This window comes from Bradyrhizobium sp. SOJA106 (genome assembly GCF_059448745.1).
Genome location: NZ_CM182549.1, coordinates 1,937,095 through 1,955,765 on the forward strand (window position 1 = coordinate 1,937,095; position 18,671 = coordinate 1,955,765).

At 57.7% G+C, this 18,671-nt stretch carries 12 protein-coding genes; 2 read left to right on the forward strand and 10 right to left on the reverse strand.

Features of this window, described 5'->3' with window-relative positions:
• Positions 1-275: 275 nt before the first annotated feature.
• From hemN to AC5V87_RS08690, 3 genes are all read right to left on the reverse strand, one after another.
• Positions 276-1,613 carry an oxygen-independent coproporphyrinogen III oxidase gene (gene hemN / locus AC5V87_RS08680; RefSeq protein ID WP_495370655.1) on the reverse strand — a complete coding sequence of 446 codons (1,338 nt, stop codon included), beginning with the start codon at positions 1,611-1,613 and terminating at the stop codon, positions 276-278.
• Between the two features lie 1,941 nt (positions 1,614-3,554).
• Entirely contained in the window at positions 3,555-4,271 is a 717-nt protein-coding gene (locus tag AC5V87_RS08685; RefSeq protein WP_495370656.1) for a sulfite exporter TauE/SafE family protein, read from the reverse strand.
• A gap of 701 nt (positions 4,272-4,972) precedes the next feature.
• Complete coding sequence (locus AC5V87_RS08690) at positions 4,973-5,203, reverse strand: hypothetical protein (RefSeq protein ID WP_456840508.1); 231 nt, start codon at positions 5,201-5,203, stop codon at positions 4,973-4,975.
• 388 nt (positions 5,204-5,591) lie between these two features.
• On the opposite strand from AC5V87_RS08690, the gene AC5V87_RS08695 reads away from it, so the two are divergent.
• Both AC5V87_RS08695 and AC5V87_RS08700 read left to right on the forward strand, forming a co-directional pair.
• Entirely contained in the window at positions 5,592-6,317 is a 726-nt protein-coding gene (locus AC5V87_RS08695; protein ID WP_495371863.1) for an autoinducer binding domain-containing protein, read from the forward strand.
• Between the two features lie 275 nt (positions 6,318-6,592).
• On the forward strand, positions 6,593-7,702 hold the full coding sequence (locus AC5V87_RS08700) for an IS630 family transposase (protein WP_495370657.1): 1,110 nt from the start codon (positions 6,593-6,595) through the stop codon (positions 7,700-7,702).
• Between the two features lie 150 nt (positions 7,703-7,852).
• On the opposite strand, the gene AC5V87_RS08705 is transcribed toward AC5V87_RS08700, so the two are convergent.
• From AC5V87_RS08705 to AC5V87_RS08735, 7 genes are all read right to left on the reverse strand, one after another.
• Positions 7,853-8,578, reverse strand: a complete 726-nt coding sequence (locus AC5V87_RS08705) for an outer membrane protein (RefSeq protein WP_495370658.1) — start codon at positions 8,576-8,578, stop codon at positions 7,853-7,855.
• Between the two features lie 857 nt (positions 8,579-9,435).
• Complete coding sequence (locus AC5V87_RS08710) at positions 9,436-9,663, reverse strand: hypothetical protein (RefSeq protein ID WP_456840506.1); 228 nt, start codon at positions 9,661-9,663, stop codon at positions 9,436-9,438.
• 690 nt (positions 9,664-10,353) lie between these two features.
• The gene (locus tag AC5V87_RS08715; RefSeq protein ID WP_495370659.1) at positions 10,354-10,731 is read right to left on the reverse strand and encodes a NolY; all 378 of its coding nucleotides are present in this window, start codon (positions 10,729-10,731) and stop codon (positions 10,354-10,356) included.
• A 1,955-nt stretch (positions 10,732-12,686) separates the two neighbouring features.
• Positions 12,687-13,718 carry an LLM class flavin-dependent oxidoreductase gene (locus AC5V87_RS08720; RefSeq protein WP_495370660.1) on the reverse strand — a complete coding sequence of 344 codons (1,032 nt, stop codon included), beginning with the start codon at positions 13,716-13,718 and terminating at the stop codon, positions 12,687-12,689.
• A gap of 477 nt (positions 13,719-14,195) precedes the next feature.
• On the reverse strand, positions 14,196-15,389 hold the full coding sequence (locus AC5V87_RS08725) for a branched-chain amino acid ABC transporter substrate-binding protein (protein ID WP_495370661.1): 1,194 nt from the start codon (positions 15,387-15,389) through the stop codon (positions 14,196-14,198).
• 245 nt (positions 15,390-15,634) lie between these two features.
• Positions 15,635-16,348, reverse strand: a complete 714-nt coding sequence (locus AC5V87_RS08730; protein ID WP_495371864.1) for a MerR family transcriptional regulator — start codon at positions 16,346-16,348, stop codon at positions 15,635-15,637.
• A gap of 881 nt (positions 16,349-17,229) precedes the next feature.
• Entirely contained in the window at positions 17,230-18,201 is a 972-nt protein-coding gene (locus tag AC5V87_RS08735) for a LysR family transcriptional regulator (RefSeq protein ID WP_495370662.1), read from the reverse strand.
• Between the last annotated feature and the right edge of the window lie 470 nt (positions 18,202-18,671).

The window sequence follows — 18,671 nt, forward strand, 5'->3', positions numbered from 1 at the left end:
TGTCGTCTCCAGCGGCATGTACTGAGGCCGTCACTATCATCGAGAGCACTCCAGGGCAGGTGGTCAGAGCACGTTCCGCGTGATCGAGCCGTGGCCCTGAACGGCGGAAGCCGCGCTCCTCGCTCCCTTTTAATCAGCCTTCGCCAGTTTTGAGGCCATATCTCAAAGCTCGTGTCATCACATCGCCGCCACATTCTCGAATCTGGTCTGTCTGCCCGAGGCGCTTATTCGGAGCGCTCCCTCTTAAAGGTTTTGGATCTGCTCCCATGCGTAGCTTAGTTAATCGGAATGCGGTCGAGATGAGTGTCGAACGCGGCAGCAACAGCTCGAATGACAAACCGGTGCTCCTGCTTGACCCGAATGAATCCCTCTTCAATGTCCACTATCCCATCTTCTGCAAGCATTCCCAGGCGGTCGGCCGAATGGAGAAGAGGAATCGGATCAAATCCGTGAGCAGCACAGATCGTTGGTACGTCGGCCTGCAAATCGCACATCAGGCGCTCGATGATTGCGGCGCGGAGGCGATCTTCCGCGGTGAGACAGTAGCCTTTTGCGGTTGCCAGGCGGCCGGCCTGAATGTGTCGGTGATAGGAAGCGGTTGCGATCTCGTTCTGGACGTAACCGTCGCGCAGACGGCCGATGGCTGACGGACCTAAGCCGATTACGGTTTTGCAGGTATCAGCCGAATAGCCCAGAGAGTTGCGGCGCAGCCGACCAGCTTTCTGGGCCAGCGCGAGCTCGTCATTGGGCAGGGCGAAATGGTCAAGCCCGATCTGGCGGTAGCCGGCCGAGACCAGCGTATGTGCAATAGCCGCGGCTTGCTCAGCGCGGGCGACATTATCCGGCAGCGCCGTCTCATCGATCTGGCGCTGACGCTTCATATAGGACGGGACGTGAGCATAGCCGAAAACCGCAAGCCGGTCTGGCCGCATGGCCAGAGCCGTCCGCGCGGAGTCCACGCAAGACCGCACCGTCTGATGCGGCAGTCCGAAGAGAAGGTCGAAATTGATGCGCCTTATCCCATGCTGGCGAAGCCTTTCGACGACAGAAGCCGTCTGTACCTCGCTCTGGACTCGGTTCACCGCCCTTTGAACCACGGGGTCGAAGCTTTGCACGCCTATGCTTGCGCGGTTGATCCCGGCCGCTTCCAACGTCTCCACCATCTCGGCCGTGACCCCACGCGGATCGATTTCTATGGCAATGGTAGCTGATTTGCTGAATGTAAAGCAGTGGCGCAGGAGTTCCATCAAGGCGAGAAAATCGCTCGGTGCAATGCTGGTCGGCGTCCCGCCGCCGAAATGCACGTCGTGCACCGGCAGAGCGCGCGGCACTTGCTCTGCGACCAAGCAGATCTCGTCCCGCACTGCTGCCAAGTAATTGCGGACCGGTCGCTCGCCGCGAGTGAGGCTTGTAGGGAAACCGCAATACCAACATATAGAGCGACAGAACGGAACGTGGATGTAGAGCGATACTGGCTCGTCGGGAGGCAGCCGCCTCAGCCATGTCTCACAAGTCTTGGCACCGACCATCGCGGAGAAATCCGGTACGGTTGGATAGATGGTGTACCAAGGCAGGCGAGCATCGCAATACTTATCTAGAAGAGAGGTCTGCAAGACTCAACTTTCCCATGCTCAACAGCATGAAGCTGACCGATGCCGCCTCTTGTGTCTTTGCGTTATGTCAAACCCGCTTAGTGGTTTTGAGATCTGGTCCCGTTTTCGATGTTACTGCCAACGCGGCTTAGGAGCAGAGCGAGGGGTGAGAGCCGCTCGTTGGCGATTATCTGGACGTTTAGGTATGAATTTTCTCGTGCGAACACGGTTGAAGCGGCCAGACGTCCCCGACGAGCTGGAGCGAGCGATCAATCGCTCACCCGAGGGCACGTCAGTTCGGATCCGCTGACGGCCCGTCATTTTTGCGACGGAAACAGGGACTTGTAGGTCTCACCAAGAGCAGCTCGGCCTCTCGATCTCCAGACCGGTTTTTTCAAGCAAAGCCGATTGGTTGCTCATAGAGTTCGACGGATGCCTCCTCCAAAGGCCGGCGTGACACAAAAGATAAGTTGCTTGCTAGATGAGAGCGAGGAGCGCACTAGCAAAACGTGACGCGACGTGCGATTCAAGTCCTCTAGCGCGGCCGACGAAAACAATTCTCAATCTCTAGTATCGAACGCATAAGCCTCAATTCCGCCACGCTGGTTGTCTCATTGCCACAAGCATCATCACGGATGTACTGATGATGTTGGGGCGACCCCAGCGCACTTTCAGCCCCCCGGCGAAGTGCGTCGGGGCGCCTTGGTTCGCCGGCGTGTCGCTGTCTAATGCAGCTCACCAACTCACAACGACTTTGGACGCCTGCTGATGGCAAAGCGAATCGCGGCCAGATGCAATCGGACGAGACACTATCTGCAATAGCGTCGATTCTGCTTCAAACTGGGTGGTCTTCTTTTTACATCGGCTTTGGAGCTATCGATCCCTGCCAGATCGCGTATATCTATTCCGTTAGCCTTCATTGGCGTCGCATCGATGCGATGCACCTGCAGCTCTCAGCTTCACATAGACCGCCTGGTCAGGTTTCGACCGTCCCGTCACTATGTTCTGATGCTGCGAGCCGGAGCCGCCATGCAGGAGCCGACTGGGAGATCTTGCGCCTGTTCATTGCATGGAAATAGCCTTCGTGGCCTGGCATTTCAGTCCATTCACAACGGATCGGGGAAGTTTGTGGTTCGGTAGGCCACCGAACCAGGAGCTCGTCTCGCGAAAATGAGAGCTGAGCCTAGCCAGGCCTGAAGAAGAGTGCCGCCAAACAGCTCGATCAGCCGAAAGTGGGCACCCCACCCAACCTCCGGTATACAACGCCGAAGGCATCGAACTCATCGGGCACTCGTAAAGGGATGAATCTATCGGCACGGCTGATTTCAAAGCTGCACGCGCGACATTTTGACGGCTTCGTGGCCGAGGCGGCTCATTGCCGCGCCTTCGCATCCATGCCCTCAAGATTGCCTGCGTCTTTCTGGCGCTCAGCACATCATCTTCCCTGACATTCTCCATGAGAACGTAACCCACACACACGCGCGGCGTTGCAGGTCTACATTGAAGTAGATTTCCAGGCCCCCACCGCTCTTGAAGAAGCCGAATGCGGCCCCTGGCGCGATCCGTAGGGTAGCGAGAGCGTGCCCGATCGCCTCCCATCAGATGCTCTTCTTCCTGCGTTACTGCGCCCTGGATGAGAGGGCCGCGCGAGCCATAGACGAGATGGAGGTACGCCTCATCCCGCTCGCGCGCCCCGCCGACGTTGACCCTCTCGCCAAATGGGAAGCGCGAACGGGATGTGACTAGGTACGGACCGCTTGGTTCATGACGATCAGCTGGGATGCACGAGGTGATCCGCCCCATCGCCGCTCAACCCGACAGCTTTTCGTGTTCGCGTTGGCGGTTTTTCAGAGTTAGTCAAGGCGCGCGGACCAGACATAAGCTGCTGCCTCCATCATGTTGCACCCCGATCTGACCGTGCTGGATGTCCTGCCGGTCCACGAAAGATGGGAGCTGAGACTTTCAAGCGAGAACCAATTGGATGCCGGCAACGACCAGAACCGCCACGAGGATAAATCTGATGCCTGTCTGGTCCAGGAAGTTTAGGCTAATTACCGTTCCGGCGACCGCACCGGCCAGCGCGGAGATAGCGTAAAGAGGCAAATCCGGAGAGGGAAATTGGCCGGTGAAAAGAGCTCCGACGAAGCCGACTGCGGAATTGGCCAGAATAAAAGGGGGTGATAACGCGACGGTCTGCTTCGGTGATGCCCAACTCAGTGTGATGAGCGTCGGCGCGAGGAACACTCCACCACCCACGCCGGTCAGACCGGAAACCAGGCCAAGGGCCGCGCCAATGCTCACGATTGCCGTGAGCGGAGTTTCGCAAACACGATCAGCAGCGCGTCCCCGCTGCATGATCATCACGGCGCTCGCCAGAAGAAGAACGAGCCCGGTCAGCGTCTTGTACATGTGATCATCGAGCACAATCAAGCCGCCGGCAAGCGACGCTGGCATAGACGAAAAGAGAAGCGGGCGCAGGATGGCCCAGTCAACGGCCTTGTTGCGGTGGAAGAGCCACGTAGAATAAGTCGCGACGACAATGTTGAGACCAAGCGCCGTCGGGCGCATCTCTGTCGGCGACATACCAAAAAATGCCATTAGTGAGACGAATGCAGTGCCACCAGCCTGGCCAACGCTCGCATAGAGCAGTGAGATGATCGCAAAGAGCAGACAAGCCATGCTTCACCGATCTTGGCGACGATCTTCGCCTTTTTCCACCGAGCCCATCATGATTCGCGCAATCAGGTGCGGTGTAACTGTGTTTCTGCTTAGGGACGGATCGAAGCGCTTCGCCGGAATAGCTGGCCGGAGGTGCAGTCAGTTCAAGTTCCTTGACGAGTGGCATGTTGGGACCCTCCAATCAATTGCCGAACCTGGTACTTGACTGGGCTGGAATAAGACTGCGTTGGGGCCTGAGGGAGCGTCACTCGACGGGCCCGCCGAGGTGAGCTGCATTTCTTGCTGTAGCTCACCTCGTGTCGCGCCTCGCAATGGTGATGTCACCTTTCCTCCGCATGTCATGAATGCTTCGACGGACCTACATCGCACCAATCATGCGCGTTCGAAGCTCTTTCTGCGTTTGTTTTTGTCAAATCAGCAGTTGGTATGACACTTGCTGGTCTGGCGCGTCGTCTCCCTGCTGGAGAAGCGCATGCAAAATGTCCTCCGCATCAAGCAGATCTCGCGGTTACGAGTATCTCTCGTTGCGCCTTTAAGGTGGCCCCTTTCTGCACGTTCGGTACGTTTGCGCCAGGCCTGCCGGACGGAATCGATGAGACGCCGCACAAATATGCGGGGAGTATGGCTTCTACCTCGACTGTTCCGTGTTGCTCATCGATCCCGTCCCCGGCGCCGTCGCGCGGCGGAGAATCGGCGAACGGTCAGCGATGGCAATTCGCAAGATTGGGAAAAGACATGAATCTCGTATTGTCTTCGTCCCTAAGCAAGGCCTGGATGCTCATAGGACGCTCCTCGAGTCGCGCGCCGCCAAGCCCCTCGAGCTTTGCTGTATCGCGCAGATCAGAGCCCAAGATCTCGTCATGCTCGGCTTCGAGACAAACCAAAGCGTCGTTCGGCTGCGTTTTCTCGCCATGCAAGCTCAACAGAGCCAAGCCTCTAGCCGGTGGAGCTGTTTGGAAGCTCAGTCCAGGACCTGCGGACCATCGGTGCCGCCATGATCGAGCGGGACACCGTTGGATTCGTATCAACGACATCATTCGTCAACACGGATCACGGGCGATGATCTCCGATTTGGCCAGTGCGTTATCGGCAAAACGGACCGATCACTTCCGCTCAGCCTCGGAGGCAGGGCTGCTGCCGGCGCATTCGGCGGCGGTGCAACGAATTCGTCGAATGGCGTCCGGCATAGCGCGAGCGCTCAGACTGCACGAATAAACTAACCCTCGAGTTCAGCTCATGGACTGGAATTTGGCTCGGCCTAAAACAAGCGCAATCGAACACGATGACGTGGAGATCGATCATCGCACTGAAGCGCCCGTCATGGACCTCTTTAGCTTCACCGAATGCGCGAACCAGACTCATTCACTCAGAGCGCTATTCGAGCTTCTTGTAGGCTGTGCCACCAAGGAAGGCTTCAGCGAAGTCGCATACGGCGCTCTTAACTTCGTTGAGCCACTTCGCCTCGCGGAGTATCCACCGCCTACTGTGGCTGTGAAGTGGCCGCCAGACTGGTGCGAGCGATACTTCAAGCGCAAGTACCATACTATCGATCCGGTGGTCCGGCGTACGCCGATGCATTCGCGGCCGTTTTTATGGGATCAACTCGCCGACCACTGTCAGCTTCAACCGGACGAAAGACGCGTACTGGACGAGGCGAGAGAGGCGGGGCTGAAGCATGGCATGAGTGTGCCGTTGTTTGGCCCGTTGGGTCGGATATCTGTGGTGTCGTTTGCATCTGCGTTCGACGATGCTGATCCTCAGGACCACATCGGTCATCTCAACGCCCTGGCCTGGCAGTTTCACACCGCCTATGGCGACATCTCGCGTCCCAGCGATAATGGTTGCGAAAGAAAAGTTGCACTGTCGCCGCGGGAGATCAGTTGCATGCAGTGGGTGGCGGAGGGGAAATCGTCATGGGAAATTGGGAAAATCCTCGGAATCAGCGACAATACAGTCAACTTTCATGTCAAGAATGCGATGCGAAAGCTGGGTGCAGCCAGCCGGATGCAAGCGGTCGTTGTGGCGGTTCGCCTAAATGTTCTTTGAATTTGAGAAAGGGGCCCTAGCAGGCAAATCGTGGGCTTCCAGCTTCTCGCATATTGAGCATGGCACCTTCGGCGAGCTCGCAACGCTCCTTGGAGCAAGTCCGCTATCTCACGCTGCGTGAGGTTGTGGGACTTTCACGAGATCGATGAATTGTCGAATCGACTGACCTGTTCCTCCAGTGGTTGGCGGCATCTCGGCCACACTCCAACTAGTCATCTGGAACGCAAGTTCGTCGCATTAGTTGATAGCTCGAATCTCTGTAGAGGAGAGCGCTTGTGGCGAATGCAGGTATGAGAGGCCGGCCGATTGCGCCGTTAGTGCTGAGCGAGCAGGAGCGGACGTACCTGGAGAGGCAAGTTCGTCGTCATCGCGTTGCCCGGTCGCTATCTGAGCGATGCCGCGCGATCCTGCGATGTGCGGATGGCTTGCCAAGCAAGTCTGTGGCTGCCGAACTCGGCCTCCACGAACACACCGTTGGGAAGTGGCGTCGCCGATTTTTGAAGGATCGCTGTGACGGCCTGCTTGACGAGGCCCGCCCTGGTCGCCCTCGAACCATCAACGACGATCAGGTTGCCGCGGTGAACGAGCGGACGTTGCGGACGACGCCAGCCGATGCGACGCACTGGTCGATCCGCTCGATGGCTGCGGAAACCGGCTTTTCCCACACCACGATCCGCCGAATGTGGGCGGCGTTCGGCTTGCAGCCGCACCGTAGCCAGACATTCAAGTTATCGAGCGATCCGCTGTTCGTCGACAAGGTACGCGACATCGTCGGCCTTTATCTGTCCCCGCCGAACCGAGCCCTTGTCCTCAGCATCGATGAGAAAAGTCAGATTCAGGCACTCGATCGCGAGCAGCCGGTCTTGCCGATGATGCCTGGCGTACCGGAACGTCGCACGCACAGCTATGTGCGGCATGGCACGACCACGCTGTTTGCTGCACTTGATGTCGCCTCGGGGTTTGTCATCGGCAAATGCTACAAGCGTCACCGGGCGGTCGAGTTCTTGAAGTTCCTCAAAGAGATCGACGCTCAAGTCCCTGAAGGGCTCGATGTCCATATCGTCATGGACAATTACGCCACCTACAAGACACCCAAAATCAAAGCGTGGCTCGCCCGCCGGCCGCATTATCATATCCACTTCACGCCGACTTCCGCGTCATGGATCAATCAGGTCGAGCGCTGGTTCGCTGAGCTCACCAGAAAGCAGATCCAGCGAGGTGTTCACACCTCCGTCAGGCAGCTCGAGGCCGACATCCGTACCTTCATCGACCTGCACAACAAAAATCCCAAGCCCTTCAAATGGACCAAGTCCGCAGACCAGATTTTGGCTTCCGTCAAACGCTTCTGTCACAAAGCTCAGCAGACTTTATGTGGCGAACTTTAGATTCACGTGACTAGACTCTGGATCCATTACTCAGACGAGCTCGCAGCTGGTGCTTCGGAACTGGATTGGGGCCGGCAGGGAGAGGAGCAGCTGAGGAAAGAACCCCGACCGGGGGTCGGGGCTCCGATTCACGCAACCGCGTGGAGGTCTCTATTTGGCAAAGGGCGAGCCAAACCTGTAATTGAGCCGCGCCGTGATGAGATCGATGTCCTGGTGGGCGCGGTCCGTGCCGACAAACCCAGGGAAGCTTATGTTGCTGCGCTGCATGAACAAGTGGTTATACTCGACGCCAGCTGACCAGTTCGGCGTGAGGCTGACTTCGGCACCGGCCCCCAGCACGCCACCCCAACGCACATCATTGCTGCTGGCAAGTTCGGTGCGAGTAGCTGCCGAATTGAGGAGATAGTTGTTGCTGGTCACCGCAGCGCCACCCTTTCCGTAAAGTAGGACGGCATTGAACGCGTAGCCGATATGTCCCGTGAGTAGACCGAATGCGTCTGTCGTGGTGCCAATGGTGTTTGCCGGAAAGGCGGTGCTGACATTGGAGCCGCTGAAATCGGCCCAGTTGCCCTGTCCTTCGATGCCGTAGACCATGTTGAAGATGTGCCAACGATAGCCAATCTGGCCGCCAATGGTACCGCCAGTCGAATTATGGCAGCCCTCGGGAGTGACACCATTGAAATCCCAGCAGTTGCGGCTCGTTCCCCAGCCACCATTGACGCCGATATAGTAGCCGGACCAATCGATAATCGGGGCTGCGACCGGCAGCGGTACCGCCTTGACCTTGACAGGTTGCCCCGCCAAGTCCGTGGCGAATGAGGGAGCGGCGGCACCGAGTGCGCCGATGGTTGCGGTCAGAATCAGAAAATTCTTCATTTGAGTTCGTTCCTTTCGATGCCCCCCGGCGCGGTGCGTTTAACAATATGATCGCGAATTGCTGTAACTGCCGCACAACATGTCCTCGAAAGAAATGAGCCCAATCGCACGCCGCGTCAGATTGTGGAGCGCGCATCTTTTCCATGCCTCGACCGAAATGCTGGGGCCTGACAGTGGCGCGTTTCGCGCAGATTCTTCTTCGAACACGATCCGTTCGTGATGGTCTCCGATGGGACGCGAGACGCGATGCGAACTGTTTGGCTTCCTTGATCGCCAACTAGCGCCAGAGCCAGGCCGCGCCAGCAGGTCCCGTGCATGCTTGCTATTCACAGAGTTCGGCAAATGAAGACCGCTGATCGACGACCCGCCTCGGGCGCTCGAGCTCATTCTTCCGGCAGGACGGTCGTGCTGCCACTTGCAATCGTGAGATGCGGCGATGATCGATCACAGCCAGGATCGCTTTGGCTCAGGACTTTTCGAAAGTGTAGCACAATGTTCCTCAACCTCGACCTCGATTGACGGATGTGGATGCGGCTGTGCTTGATGAGCCCTTTGAACTTGCGCTCGTGCCGAGCTAAGGGTCAGGAGAGGAAACGGTATGGCTTTTCCTGACGCCAGCGAATATTAGCGCGGCTGTCCCGTCTCGTCGCCGACTTGCACTGGATTCCAGGTGACCGGTCTGGGGGCGCCATAAGAGCTGCATAGGCGATAGTCGTCGCGAACGTGCTCCTCTTCAGCGGGGCTGAACATTGGTGGAAGGTAAGCTCCACCACGCTCTGCCCCGGTGTTTTTCCGCCGCATAAGGCCCCAAGAGCTTCAACAAGCCAAGCTAATGTGGCAGTACAGGTTCAAGCGCCCTATTGCTCGGTCGACCGCGCCAGTTCAGCCCGCAAGCTGCGTATCGCCTCGTTAGCGAGATTCAAAGTATTCCGTTCGCCCTTCTTTATCGAAGACTGAAGGAAAGTGCACAATCGGCTATGGAGAACCGTCTTGCGATTATGCGCCAGCAACGGATCCTTCTCAACAAAGCGCCAGGCCTTATCAAATGCGACGCTCACAATAGCATCTTGCATCTGCTGATCCATCTCAACACTCCACGCCGTCCTGATACAAGGAAGTACCTTCGCAAAAGCAAACCGAGCGCCTGTGGCTTGTCTCAGCAAGTAAGACATCAGAGCCGCAGTACGCTCGGACATCGAGCTGCTCTCGATGCTTCACTGAAGTTATAGATGTTTGTTGAAGTTCCGATGACCCCGAATGTCGGATTGCCAGGCGCATTCGAATAATTCTGAAGCGGTTGAAACGAGCTCGCGCTGTTCGCGCGGCTTCGTTGCCGAAGTGCCCTTGTTGCTCGGTATCGGTCGATAATTGAGGCTCTTTTTCCTGCAATCGGAAGATCGGGGCCATGCCAATCACGGACTAAAGCCGAACATCGATGAAAATGGATCGTTCGCCTCTTTTCGCGGTCTCTAGCTAAGACGCTTTATCGAAGCCTGTGGCGTTTTCCGGCCACGGCTTGTTTGCTTTCTGACATGTGTCCGCGGGGCGCCGTCCTTCTCGAGGCTTCGCAGCCCCGCTCTCGGTGCGGGCTTCCGCTTTCGAGCATGGTGGTGAACAGTTGTGAACCGAAAAGCCAGCGGAATCGGCGCGCTTACGGCACGGTGAGCCCATAAACGCCGAGTCGCCGATCCCTGGCGCGTATGGCCGTAGCAGTCAGCCCAGCGATAAACGTTCGATAAAAGCGGCATCAACCGCAGAGAAAGCCAAATGAAATCTCAGTCTGCTGCTGCACGTGACAGAATTAGTTTCGCGATCCTCATTTGATTAGCGGGAGTTCGGAGCACTTCGGGTAATGCCGCCACGGCCTGATCGAAAAGGCGTCCCAAAATCTGAAGGTCTTCTGGGTAGTAAACGCCACGGTCTTGCGACAGTCGCGTCGTTTGCTGGTCGCGGGCGGCGTCCCCGGTTTTGGCATCGCCGAGCTGGCCGAGCTCCAGTTCCGCCATAATCATTTGGTTTGTCAGCGCGTTTAGCAGTCGGATCGCTTCGAGCTCGTTGCCTTCTTCGCGTATGAGGGCGGCCACGAGGTCGAGTTGCAGGTCGATGCGATCCTCGAGGTCCTCTGAGCGTGAATTGGAAGGGTCAAGTTCCACGGTGTTTGCTCCAAAGTTAGTTAAATGCAGGAAGCAGGCTGAGTAAGGGTTGTGTCGTGCTTTCCCGTCCGCGAGACGGCAGACGCGGCGATAGAACGAATGGCTGCTGCACAAGCCAAGGTGCGCACGCGCGGTCGCCGAAGGTGGAGAGGGCGGCAGGCATGTGCCGCGAAAGGACCGCAAAGGCGAAATCGAGCAGAGAACGCTGCGAACTGTCATGTGATTCGACCGTCGAGCAGATCCAGCGCGTCGACAGTCGCAGTGACTCCAGCCGGCAGGGATGCCGCTGATGACGGCAAGTCGGGAATTGCGGCCCAAACTGCCGCGCGATTGCTTGTCGCCTGACATAGCAATCCAGATGTAACCGGAGGCCTCGCCAGGCAGAGTGCCACAAAGAGCGCTCGGCGCTGGACGAAGCCGTTGCTGAAGGCGCGCCGTCAGCTGGTCCAGACCGGTCTCCTCATCATGCCAGAAAATTATCGCCCAGCTCACGCCAGGCAACCCAGAAATAACATCCGTTACATACGTCTGCGGTTTGTCTTGGCATTCGTTGACACGCGATGCCCGACCCAGTGAGGGTGCGGATCGGCTTTTGGAATGTGGGCGACAAGGCCGGCAGATCGCGCGCCTCCACCCCTCGTTCCGGTGGCGATGTAAGGATTGCAGAGAAGGGATAACCGCGCCGGGATACGGTCGAAGCGGGCCGGCGCATAGAATGAGATAGGGGAGCGCCAGTCTGTAGGAAATGGGCGCGGAAGCCGCCCGCCGACGAAGACTGAGGACGCGAGCAGAGTGAGAATCCACGATCACACCACGTGTAGGGGTGGGCAGTAAGATCGTGAGGCTGGTCGCATCACACCGATCGACGTCAGTGCCTCCGCCTGGCCGGAGGATAGCGTGGTCAGATAGCCGACTGCACAGCTTTGTTTGAAGGCAACGACGGCGTCGGATCTTCGGCGCTGCCCGTCCGGTCAGGGCAAAACGGTCAGCCCGCACCGGTCTAGAGGACGGTTCGCCTGCCCCAATTCTATGCAGCGCACGCATTTACCTTGGCCAAGCAGTGTGCGTGAGCGTCGATCTTCCTGGAGGGCGCTAGTATGATTGCAAAGGGGGAGGCGCCAGCGCGATAGAGTGCGCGCCAGACGTTGCGATTAGCAATCTGACCGCATTTACGCCGCTCGTGCGTCGATTCCAAAGATTGATGGCTGTCGTTGGCGATGCAGCCACGAGAACCTTGAAGCGCCCTGCGACTATGCTGAAAGCAAAATGGGTTCATTGCTCACTCGACATCCGTGGAATGTGCTTTCCGGAAACCGGCGATCGTCTTATGGGTATTTGGCTGAAATTGGTAAAATCGAAAGTGTTGATGGAATGCATCCGGTTCGTGGATCGCGCACGCGCGTAGTCTTTCTCTTCCAGTGAAAGCGGGTCATTTTTTTTCTGCCGTCTTGCCGCAGTGAGCTTATGGGTCCTTGCGAGCCTGCTGATTCGTTGATGACCGGCCATGATTGAGAAGACAGAAAGGGTCGCAGCAGCGAGCCGCTGGCGAATACCTCTAAATTGGACTCCAGATGTCACGAAGGTGACAGAAAAACTCCTCGATCCTCATAGGCCGAAGAGAAGGTCATAGAGTCTCGTCGGCGACTGTCCGACCAGATCCGGCCTCCCGCAGATGCAGGACGAGCCCTGAGCAATCGCGGGTCTTCATTGAAAGCCCCGCGAGATCGAAGCGGACAAAGAGCGTTCGGCCGCGGATAAGTTGATAAAGCGGTTCGCAAACACTCCTAAGCTAAAGCTCGTCCCCAAAATAGGAGCGCGAGGCGGTCAGAATCGCCGCCATTGAGGCTGACGGTCGCCTTTGCGCCCAGGGCAACGACAGCCAAAATGGCAACCAGCTTCGGATAACCTCAGTGCGTCGGCATACTTGCCACGCATACGATGTCCCAATGCAGATATTATCCGCCAAAGCTATCGAGAATTTCAGCTTTGATTGCGGTTGCGGTGTACAGGGAAATCTCCAGCGGAAGGTTTCCGAATGCAAGCTGGCAAAGCAAGTAGTTGGCACCCGCCACTTCCATCTGCTGGAGAAGGGCCTCTCGGACGGAAGCCGGCGTTCCAACGACGCACAATTCGCTCTCAAGTGCTGCATCGAAGGTCAGCGGAAGGGCGGGCGGTGTCGGAATGGCGTTAAGCTCGTAAAGAAACTTAAAGCTCTCCAGCCATCGACGATACGCGGTTTCGGCCGCCGCATGAGCGTCCTGATCAGACTTCGCAATCACGACCATGCGGGCCAGCCCGAGAAATGGCTCGCGGCCGTGTGCGGCTGTGTTGTGGGCTCGGTGGGAACGGTAAGCGTCCGTAACGTTCCGGACAACGCAGGCGGGGCCTATGCACGCCAGATTGGCGCCATTTGCCGCGGCCCACTGCGCCGAATCAGCCCGATTGCTCGCGATCCAGATGGGCGGATATGGACGTTGATGAGGCCTCAACGCTAAGGGTACGTCGCTCAACTCGAAGTGGTCTCCGTGATAAGATAGCCTATGTCCCTTCAGCGCAATATTCAGGATTTCACTGGCCTCCGTATAACGACTTGGCGCAGCGTCGGCACTGATACCGAAATAGCCCCATTCAATCGGCTGGGAGCCGCGGCCCATCCCGAGCTCGAGCCTGCCGCCGCTCAATTGGTCAAGCATGCAGATCTCTTCGAATGCGCGCAACGGATGATAGAGGTTGAGCAACAGGACGAGCGGACCGAGGCGTAATCGCCGCGTTCGCTGCGCGACACTTGATAGAAACAGGTTTGGCGAGGGCCCTCTGCCATGAGGTGTGCAGTGGTGTTCGGCCAGGTGATAAGCGTAGAAGCCGAGCGAGTCGCAGACCTCGGTCAGCTTGAGGCGATCTTCATATTGCCGTGCGACATCTCGGCCGTCGTCATCCAAATGGTCGAAAATGCCGCACCTTAGTCTTGGAGGAAGTCCACTCTTCACTCGATCAATCTCCGATTATGGCCAGATGGCGAGTCCTGGTTGCTTCATGCCGTCGCGCTCAAAGAGGTCTCGTTCATCATTTGACCGCTTAGGCCGTTTCTCTTTGGGGACGTGGATCTGAGCTTGCACCATGTGAGTGGGTCACGAGAATGCGCAAATGGCGGTCCGGCCGCACCCTCGATAGATGTTCCTGAAGCGCTTTCACTGCGGCATGTTCTCGACCAGAAGCATCGGTTGCCGCTTCGGAGGTCCTGTGCCTTGCGAGCCAGATCAGCCCGGCACGGCTACTATTTGTCTATCATAGGGCGTAGCGTCGCCGTGAGGTCGACGTCGGGTAGCTCTGCGAGCGCTGCAACGAACGCGAAAAACGCACCCAAGGCTGCAAGTATGAGAGAGCTTGCGAGTATCGCTGCTCCGATCTGAGTGCGTCTCATCAACCGTGTCGCTTCGGCTTTGGGGAGACGGCGATGACGCCAATCAGTTCTGCTCGACAGTTTCAACACGGCCGTCCCGCCAGCGGTAAACCAAAAAGCCAGGAGCCGCATTGTCTCCCTTTGTATCGAACCGGACCGGGCCAATCACGGTATCGGTCGGCCTTGAACGAAGTGCGCTGGCGACGCGCACAGCGTTGAAGGATCCTGTCCGAGTCACCGCCTCTGCCCATGCTTGCACGGCTGCATAGGCGTAAAGCGTGTAGCCTTCAGCGGAGAGATTGGAAGCTTTGAGTTCGGCTACCACACCGGCCGCATCGGCATTCCTGGCGGGGTCCGGCATGAAGGTAAACAACGTGCCATTCCCGGCGCTGCCTGTAATGGCCCAAAATTCAGAGGTCATCAACGGATCGTTCGCCATGACGATGAGTCCCGCTCTTGCTTCTGACGCCTGGCGTACAAACAATCCGATTTCGGTATGATAGCCGCCGATATACGCGACGCGCACCCGATCCTTCTTCATTCTTGAGACCAGCGCTCTGTAATCCTTTTCACCAGCTACATAGCTTTGCCGAATGACTTGTTCACCGAACTTCCGAAGCTGTGCGTCAACCACGTCGGCGATACCCTTACCTGCGGTGCTCCTGTCGTCGAGCACTGCGATCTTGTCGTTAGGGTAGTTCCGGTGAATGTACTCCGCAGCAACGATGCCCTGTTGGTCGTCGCGGCCGCAGATCCGAAAGACAGTCTCAAGGCCCCGTTCCGTTAGCTGAGGATTTGACGAACCTGGTGACACCTGAATGATGCCTGCTTCGGCGTAGATCTCGGAGGCCGGGATCGACGAAGAAGAACAAAAATGGCCAACGACCAACCGGACCCGCTCGGTTGTGAGCTTATTCGCGACTGCGACAGCTTGCTTCGGGTCGCAAGCGTCGTCGGCGACAGTCAATATCACCTTGGTGTCGACGAGTAGGCCAGAAGCGTTCAGCGCCTCCACCGCCGCAGCTGCACCATCGCGCATTTGCGCACCGAAGGCAGCGCTGCTTCCGCTCATTGGGCCCACTACGGCAATATTGACCTCGGAGCTGCGCGCAACCGAGGCAAGGGCGCAGAACAGAAGCGCTGCACTCGCAGCGGAAGCGTAACGCCAATTTAACATCGTAGAGCTCCCAACGCTCACCTGAAGAGAACCGCCAGCAGCTGTGATCAGACCGGCCTGCACGTCGAGGCTGTCTGCCAAGTGAAGCTGGCGTTAGGTCGGCCAGATTTCGACCACGGTTGAGCCTACAAATTGACGTTACGTGCGGTTCAAGCCCCTTTTTATGGGAGCCTCGATCAGTGCGTCACGAACCGGCGTTCGGCGAGATCATGAGGGCGGTCCGGCTTCCGTCGGCCCGCGTCAGAGCCGCCGATCTACCAAGTGTCATCGCGTTTTCAGATTGCCAGGGCCGGTCGGCAATGCCGTACGGAGCCGGCCATCAGGCGTTAGTACGGCTGATCCTCCAACCCGCCAAGCGCGAGATCGAGATATTGCATGAGGCAGGGATCCCAACCAGCCAGACTACGGGGGGCGCTTAATCGTGCAAGTACCTTCAGGATCATCGAAACGCGTGAATCGGCGCCAGCGATTTCGCTGATCAGCAAGCGTGCTGCGCCTGCGACGGCCTTTGCCCGTTCGCTGCAGGGATGTTCGCCCCGATCCATACAATCACGCAGGTCGTCGCGGATCCGCCGCCACCGCTCCTCGCGATCTGCAGCTAACTTGCAGGTGCATCGGGACGTCTGATTGCGCGTCTCGACCCGCGACATGGCATTAAGGGTGGCAGGCAGCTCATCCACACTTACCCGGACATCACCGTCGATGGTCATGTTGCGCAAGCGATCTCGCAGCAGAGTCGCCCGAGCGACTTGAAGTTCTATCCGCTCTAAATGTTTGCGCAGAAGATCGGTAAGTGAGGTCGTGCCCTCCATCGCTTTACGGATCTCGACAAGGGAGAAGCCAAGCTCACGTAGCGCCCGAATCTGGTGAACCCGTTGCACGCTTTCGCGGTCGTACATCCGGTGGCCGCCGTCAGTACGCTCTGAAGCGGCCAGGAGCCCGGTGTGTTCATAGTGATGCAGCGTGCGCACCGTTACTCCGGTCGCCTCTGCAAGTTCGCCAATGCGCCATCGACGCCTTCGTGGTGTAGCTTTGCTCATGTTGTTCATTTCAAAGCCTACAACCTGACGTCACGTGTGATTCAAGCTATTTCAAAGCTCTAGCTGGATCGTCTTCCATTCCAGCGCGAGAGTGGTGACTATCCTCAGAATGGCGCGGGATCAACCCTGAGGGGAAATGGTGATCAACAAGTTCGTCAGGCATGCCAGTTGAGCCTCGCCAGCCGCTGTACGCTCCAGGATGAGTTTCGCGATGGCTGTGCGATTTTCCGGACTTCGCATCGATGGGGGTAGCGCGGTGATCGCACGATCATAAAGACGTCCTAAGACGGAAAGCTCTTCCGGATAGAAGACGCCGCTAGATTGCTCCAACGTTCAGCTCCTTGTTGGTCTTGCGTGATGGCAGCGCACGTCGTCAAGACGTTTGGCTGCGATAGGGCCAAAAGAAGTCAGACCCGCGGCGCGGAGCGACGAAGACGCGATGTACTCGCAGGTGATGCGAGAGGGCAACACGCGTGCGCGATGCATGCTTCGACAGCCCTAGAGATCGTACTCATGCGCACGATCGATGACCACCACGGGTCCGAAGAAGGGAAGCGCCTCCGCTCATCGGGAGCCGCTACTGATTCGGAGAGTTGACGAGGGCAGCCGAGCGCCGATTCTGCTGTATCGAGGCAGGTGGGCCGGGCGGCCGGGTGCAACGTACGTCCCCGTCTCTAAAACTCGGGCAACAGTCTCAGACGCCGCTCGCACGGCGAGCTTATTGTCAACGTGCGAAAGACCTACACAACGTCGTCATCATAGCCGTCCGCTAGGACGAGCGACGACGAATTCGAGCGAGGCGAGCCTAAATTGTCTGCGCTGGGGCGTTCGTTGGGATATGAGCTTCGCAGATCTTGCGAACGTTCTTACGGCGAGACAGATCATGCGAAATCTCCCGCAGTATCCGCTCGTTCCGAAGTGCAGATGGCGGAGCGTTCTTGTCCATTCGCCATGCGGCTAGCCTCCTGCAACAATATCTCTCGCATCCACAGGCTTTCCGGGTCGCTATTGTGGAGCACGGGCCATTGGACCGCCTCTGTGAAGGTGGGGAATGGATGCGGAAGCTCGGCAATCCGAAGGGGCATTGTTCTTTGGAAATGTTTTACGAGCCCTAATGGCATCGTCCCTATGCGGTTTGTGCCTACCAGCAGGGGCGGGATCATGCTGAAGCTCTGCACGAGAATGTCGATGCGTCGATTGAGAGCGAGATCGAGTAAAAATGAGTCTTCGACCGGCGTCTTGCGCGCACCTTTCACCTTAACCGCCACGTGGCCCATCGACATATATCGATCAAATGTAAGCCGCCGCAGTAGTTGGGTGTTCGTGCGGCAACCTACGCAGACGAGTCTCTCCTCGAATAGGCACGCCATGGGGTGCACGCGAGACATGAATAATTCCGGCAAGATAACAAAATCGACTTCTCCGCGGCGGAGAAGCTCATCGTACTCATCGGTGAGCGCCACCAGTTCAAAGCTGACGGCTGGTGCTTCTCGCGCGACGCGCTCCACGACATTTCGGAAGAATACGACTGATATAAAATCAGAAAGGCCGATCCTGAATCGCCGGCTTGATCGAGCTGGATCAAACACGTCCCGCGCGATAATTGAGGACTCAATGTGCGTTAGAGCCTCGCGCACAGGAGCTGCGAGTCCTTCCGCGCGTGAGGTCAGGACAAGTTCCCGCCCCCTCATCCCAAACAGCTCATCACGGAAGTAGGAACGGAGTCGGGCAACGGCTGCGCTCATGGCCGGCTGACTAAGGTTAATCTTGCGTGCCGCTGCGCTGAGGTTGCGCTCGGTCATGAGAGCATCCAGCGCGACGAGAAGATTTAGATCCAGACCTTTGAAGCGCATGTTTACTTATCCCGCATGAACGTAATTGCGGCCCATACAACGAGCGATGACCGCTGCGTCGGGAGAGGTCCTATTGGCTTGCCCGAATGGACATCGTTTCCGATCCTGCGATCGCGAAAAGACGCTCGTGAAATGACCGCAACAATGGAGAGCAAGGCGGTAGGCCGACGAGCAGCGTCCGGAAACTGTCAGGAATTCCGAAGTCGAGTCGTCCTGGCCGCTTCCGGCGAGCCAAGCAACGGGGCCCGGTCTTGGTTAATGGCGAACCGACCCAGTGTCCGGCCAGTGCCGTGAGTTAGCCAAAAGCGCCCAGCCGACGGCCGCGTAGCTCAGCGTTAGTCGCGGCGGCCAACCTACAACCTGACGTAATGTGCGGTTCAAGCGTTTTTTATGAGCAAGCCAAAGATTAGCGGACTGGGGGAGGTGTATTCTGCCGCGATAGTGGTAGGCGTCGCCTGTTGGTAGTGCAA

What these genes read in the sequence shown, in the direction of transcription:
- AC5V87_RS08730 (WP_495371864.1), bottom strand. Translation starts at nt 16,348, where the DNA reads ATGAGCAAAGCTACACCACGAAGGCGTCGATGGCGCATTGGCGAACTT.
- AC5V87_RS08695 (WP_495371863.1), top strand. Translation starts at nt 5,592, where the DNA reads ATGGACCTCTTTAGCTTCACCGAATGCGCGAACCAGACTCATTCACTC.
- AC5V87_RS08710 (WP_456840506.1), bottom strand. Translation starts at nt 9,663, where the DNA reads ATGGATCAGCAGATGCAAGATGCTATTGTGAGCGTCGCATTTGATAAG.
- AC5V87_RS08705 (WP_495370658.1), bottom strand. Translation starts at nt 8,578, where the DNA reads ATGAAGAATTTTCTGATTCTGACCGCAACCATCGGCGCACTCGGTGCC.
- AC5V87_RS08735 (WP_495370662.1), bottom strand. Translation starts at nt 18,201, where the DNA reads ATGCGCTTCAAAGGTCTGGATCTAAATCTTCTCGTCGCGCTGGATGCT.
- AC5V87_RS08685 (WP_495370656.1), bottom strand. Translation starts at nt 4,271, where the DNA reads ATGGCTTGTCTGCTCTTTGCGATCATCTCACTGCTCTATGCGAGCGTT.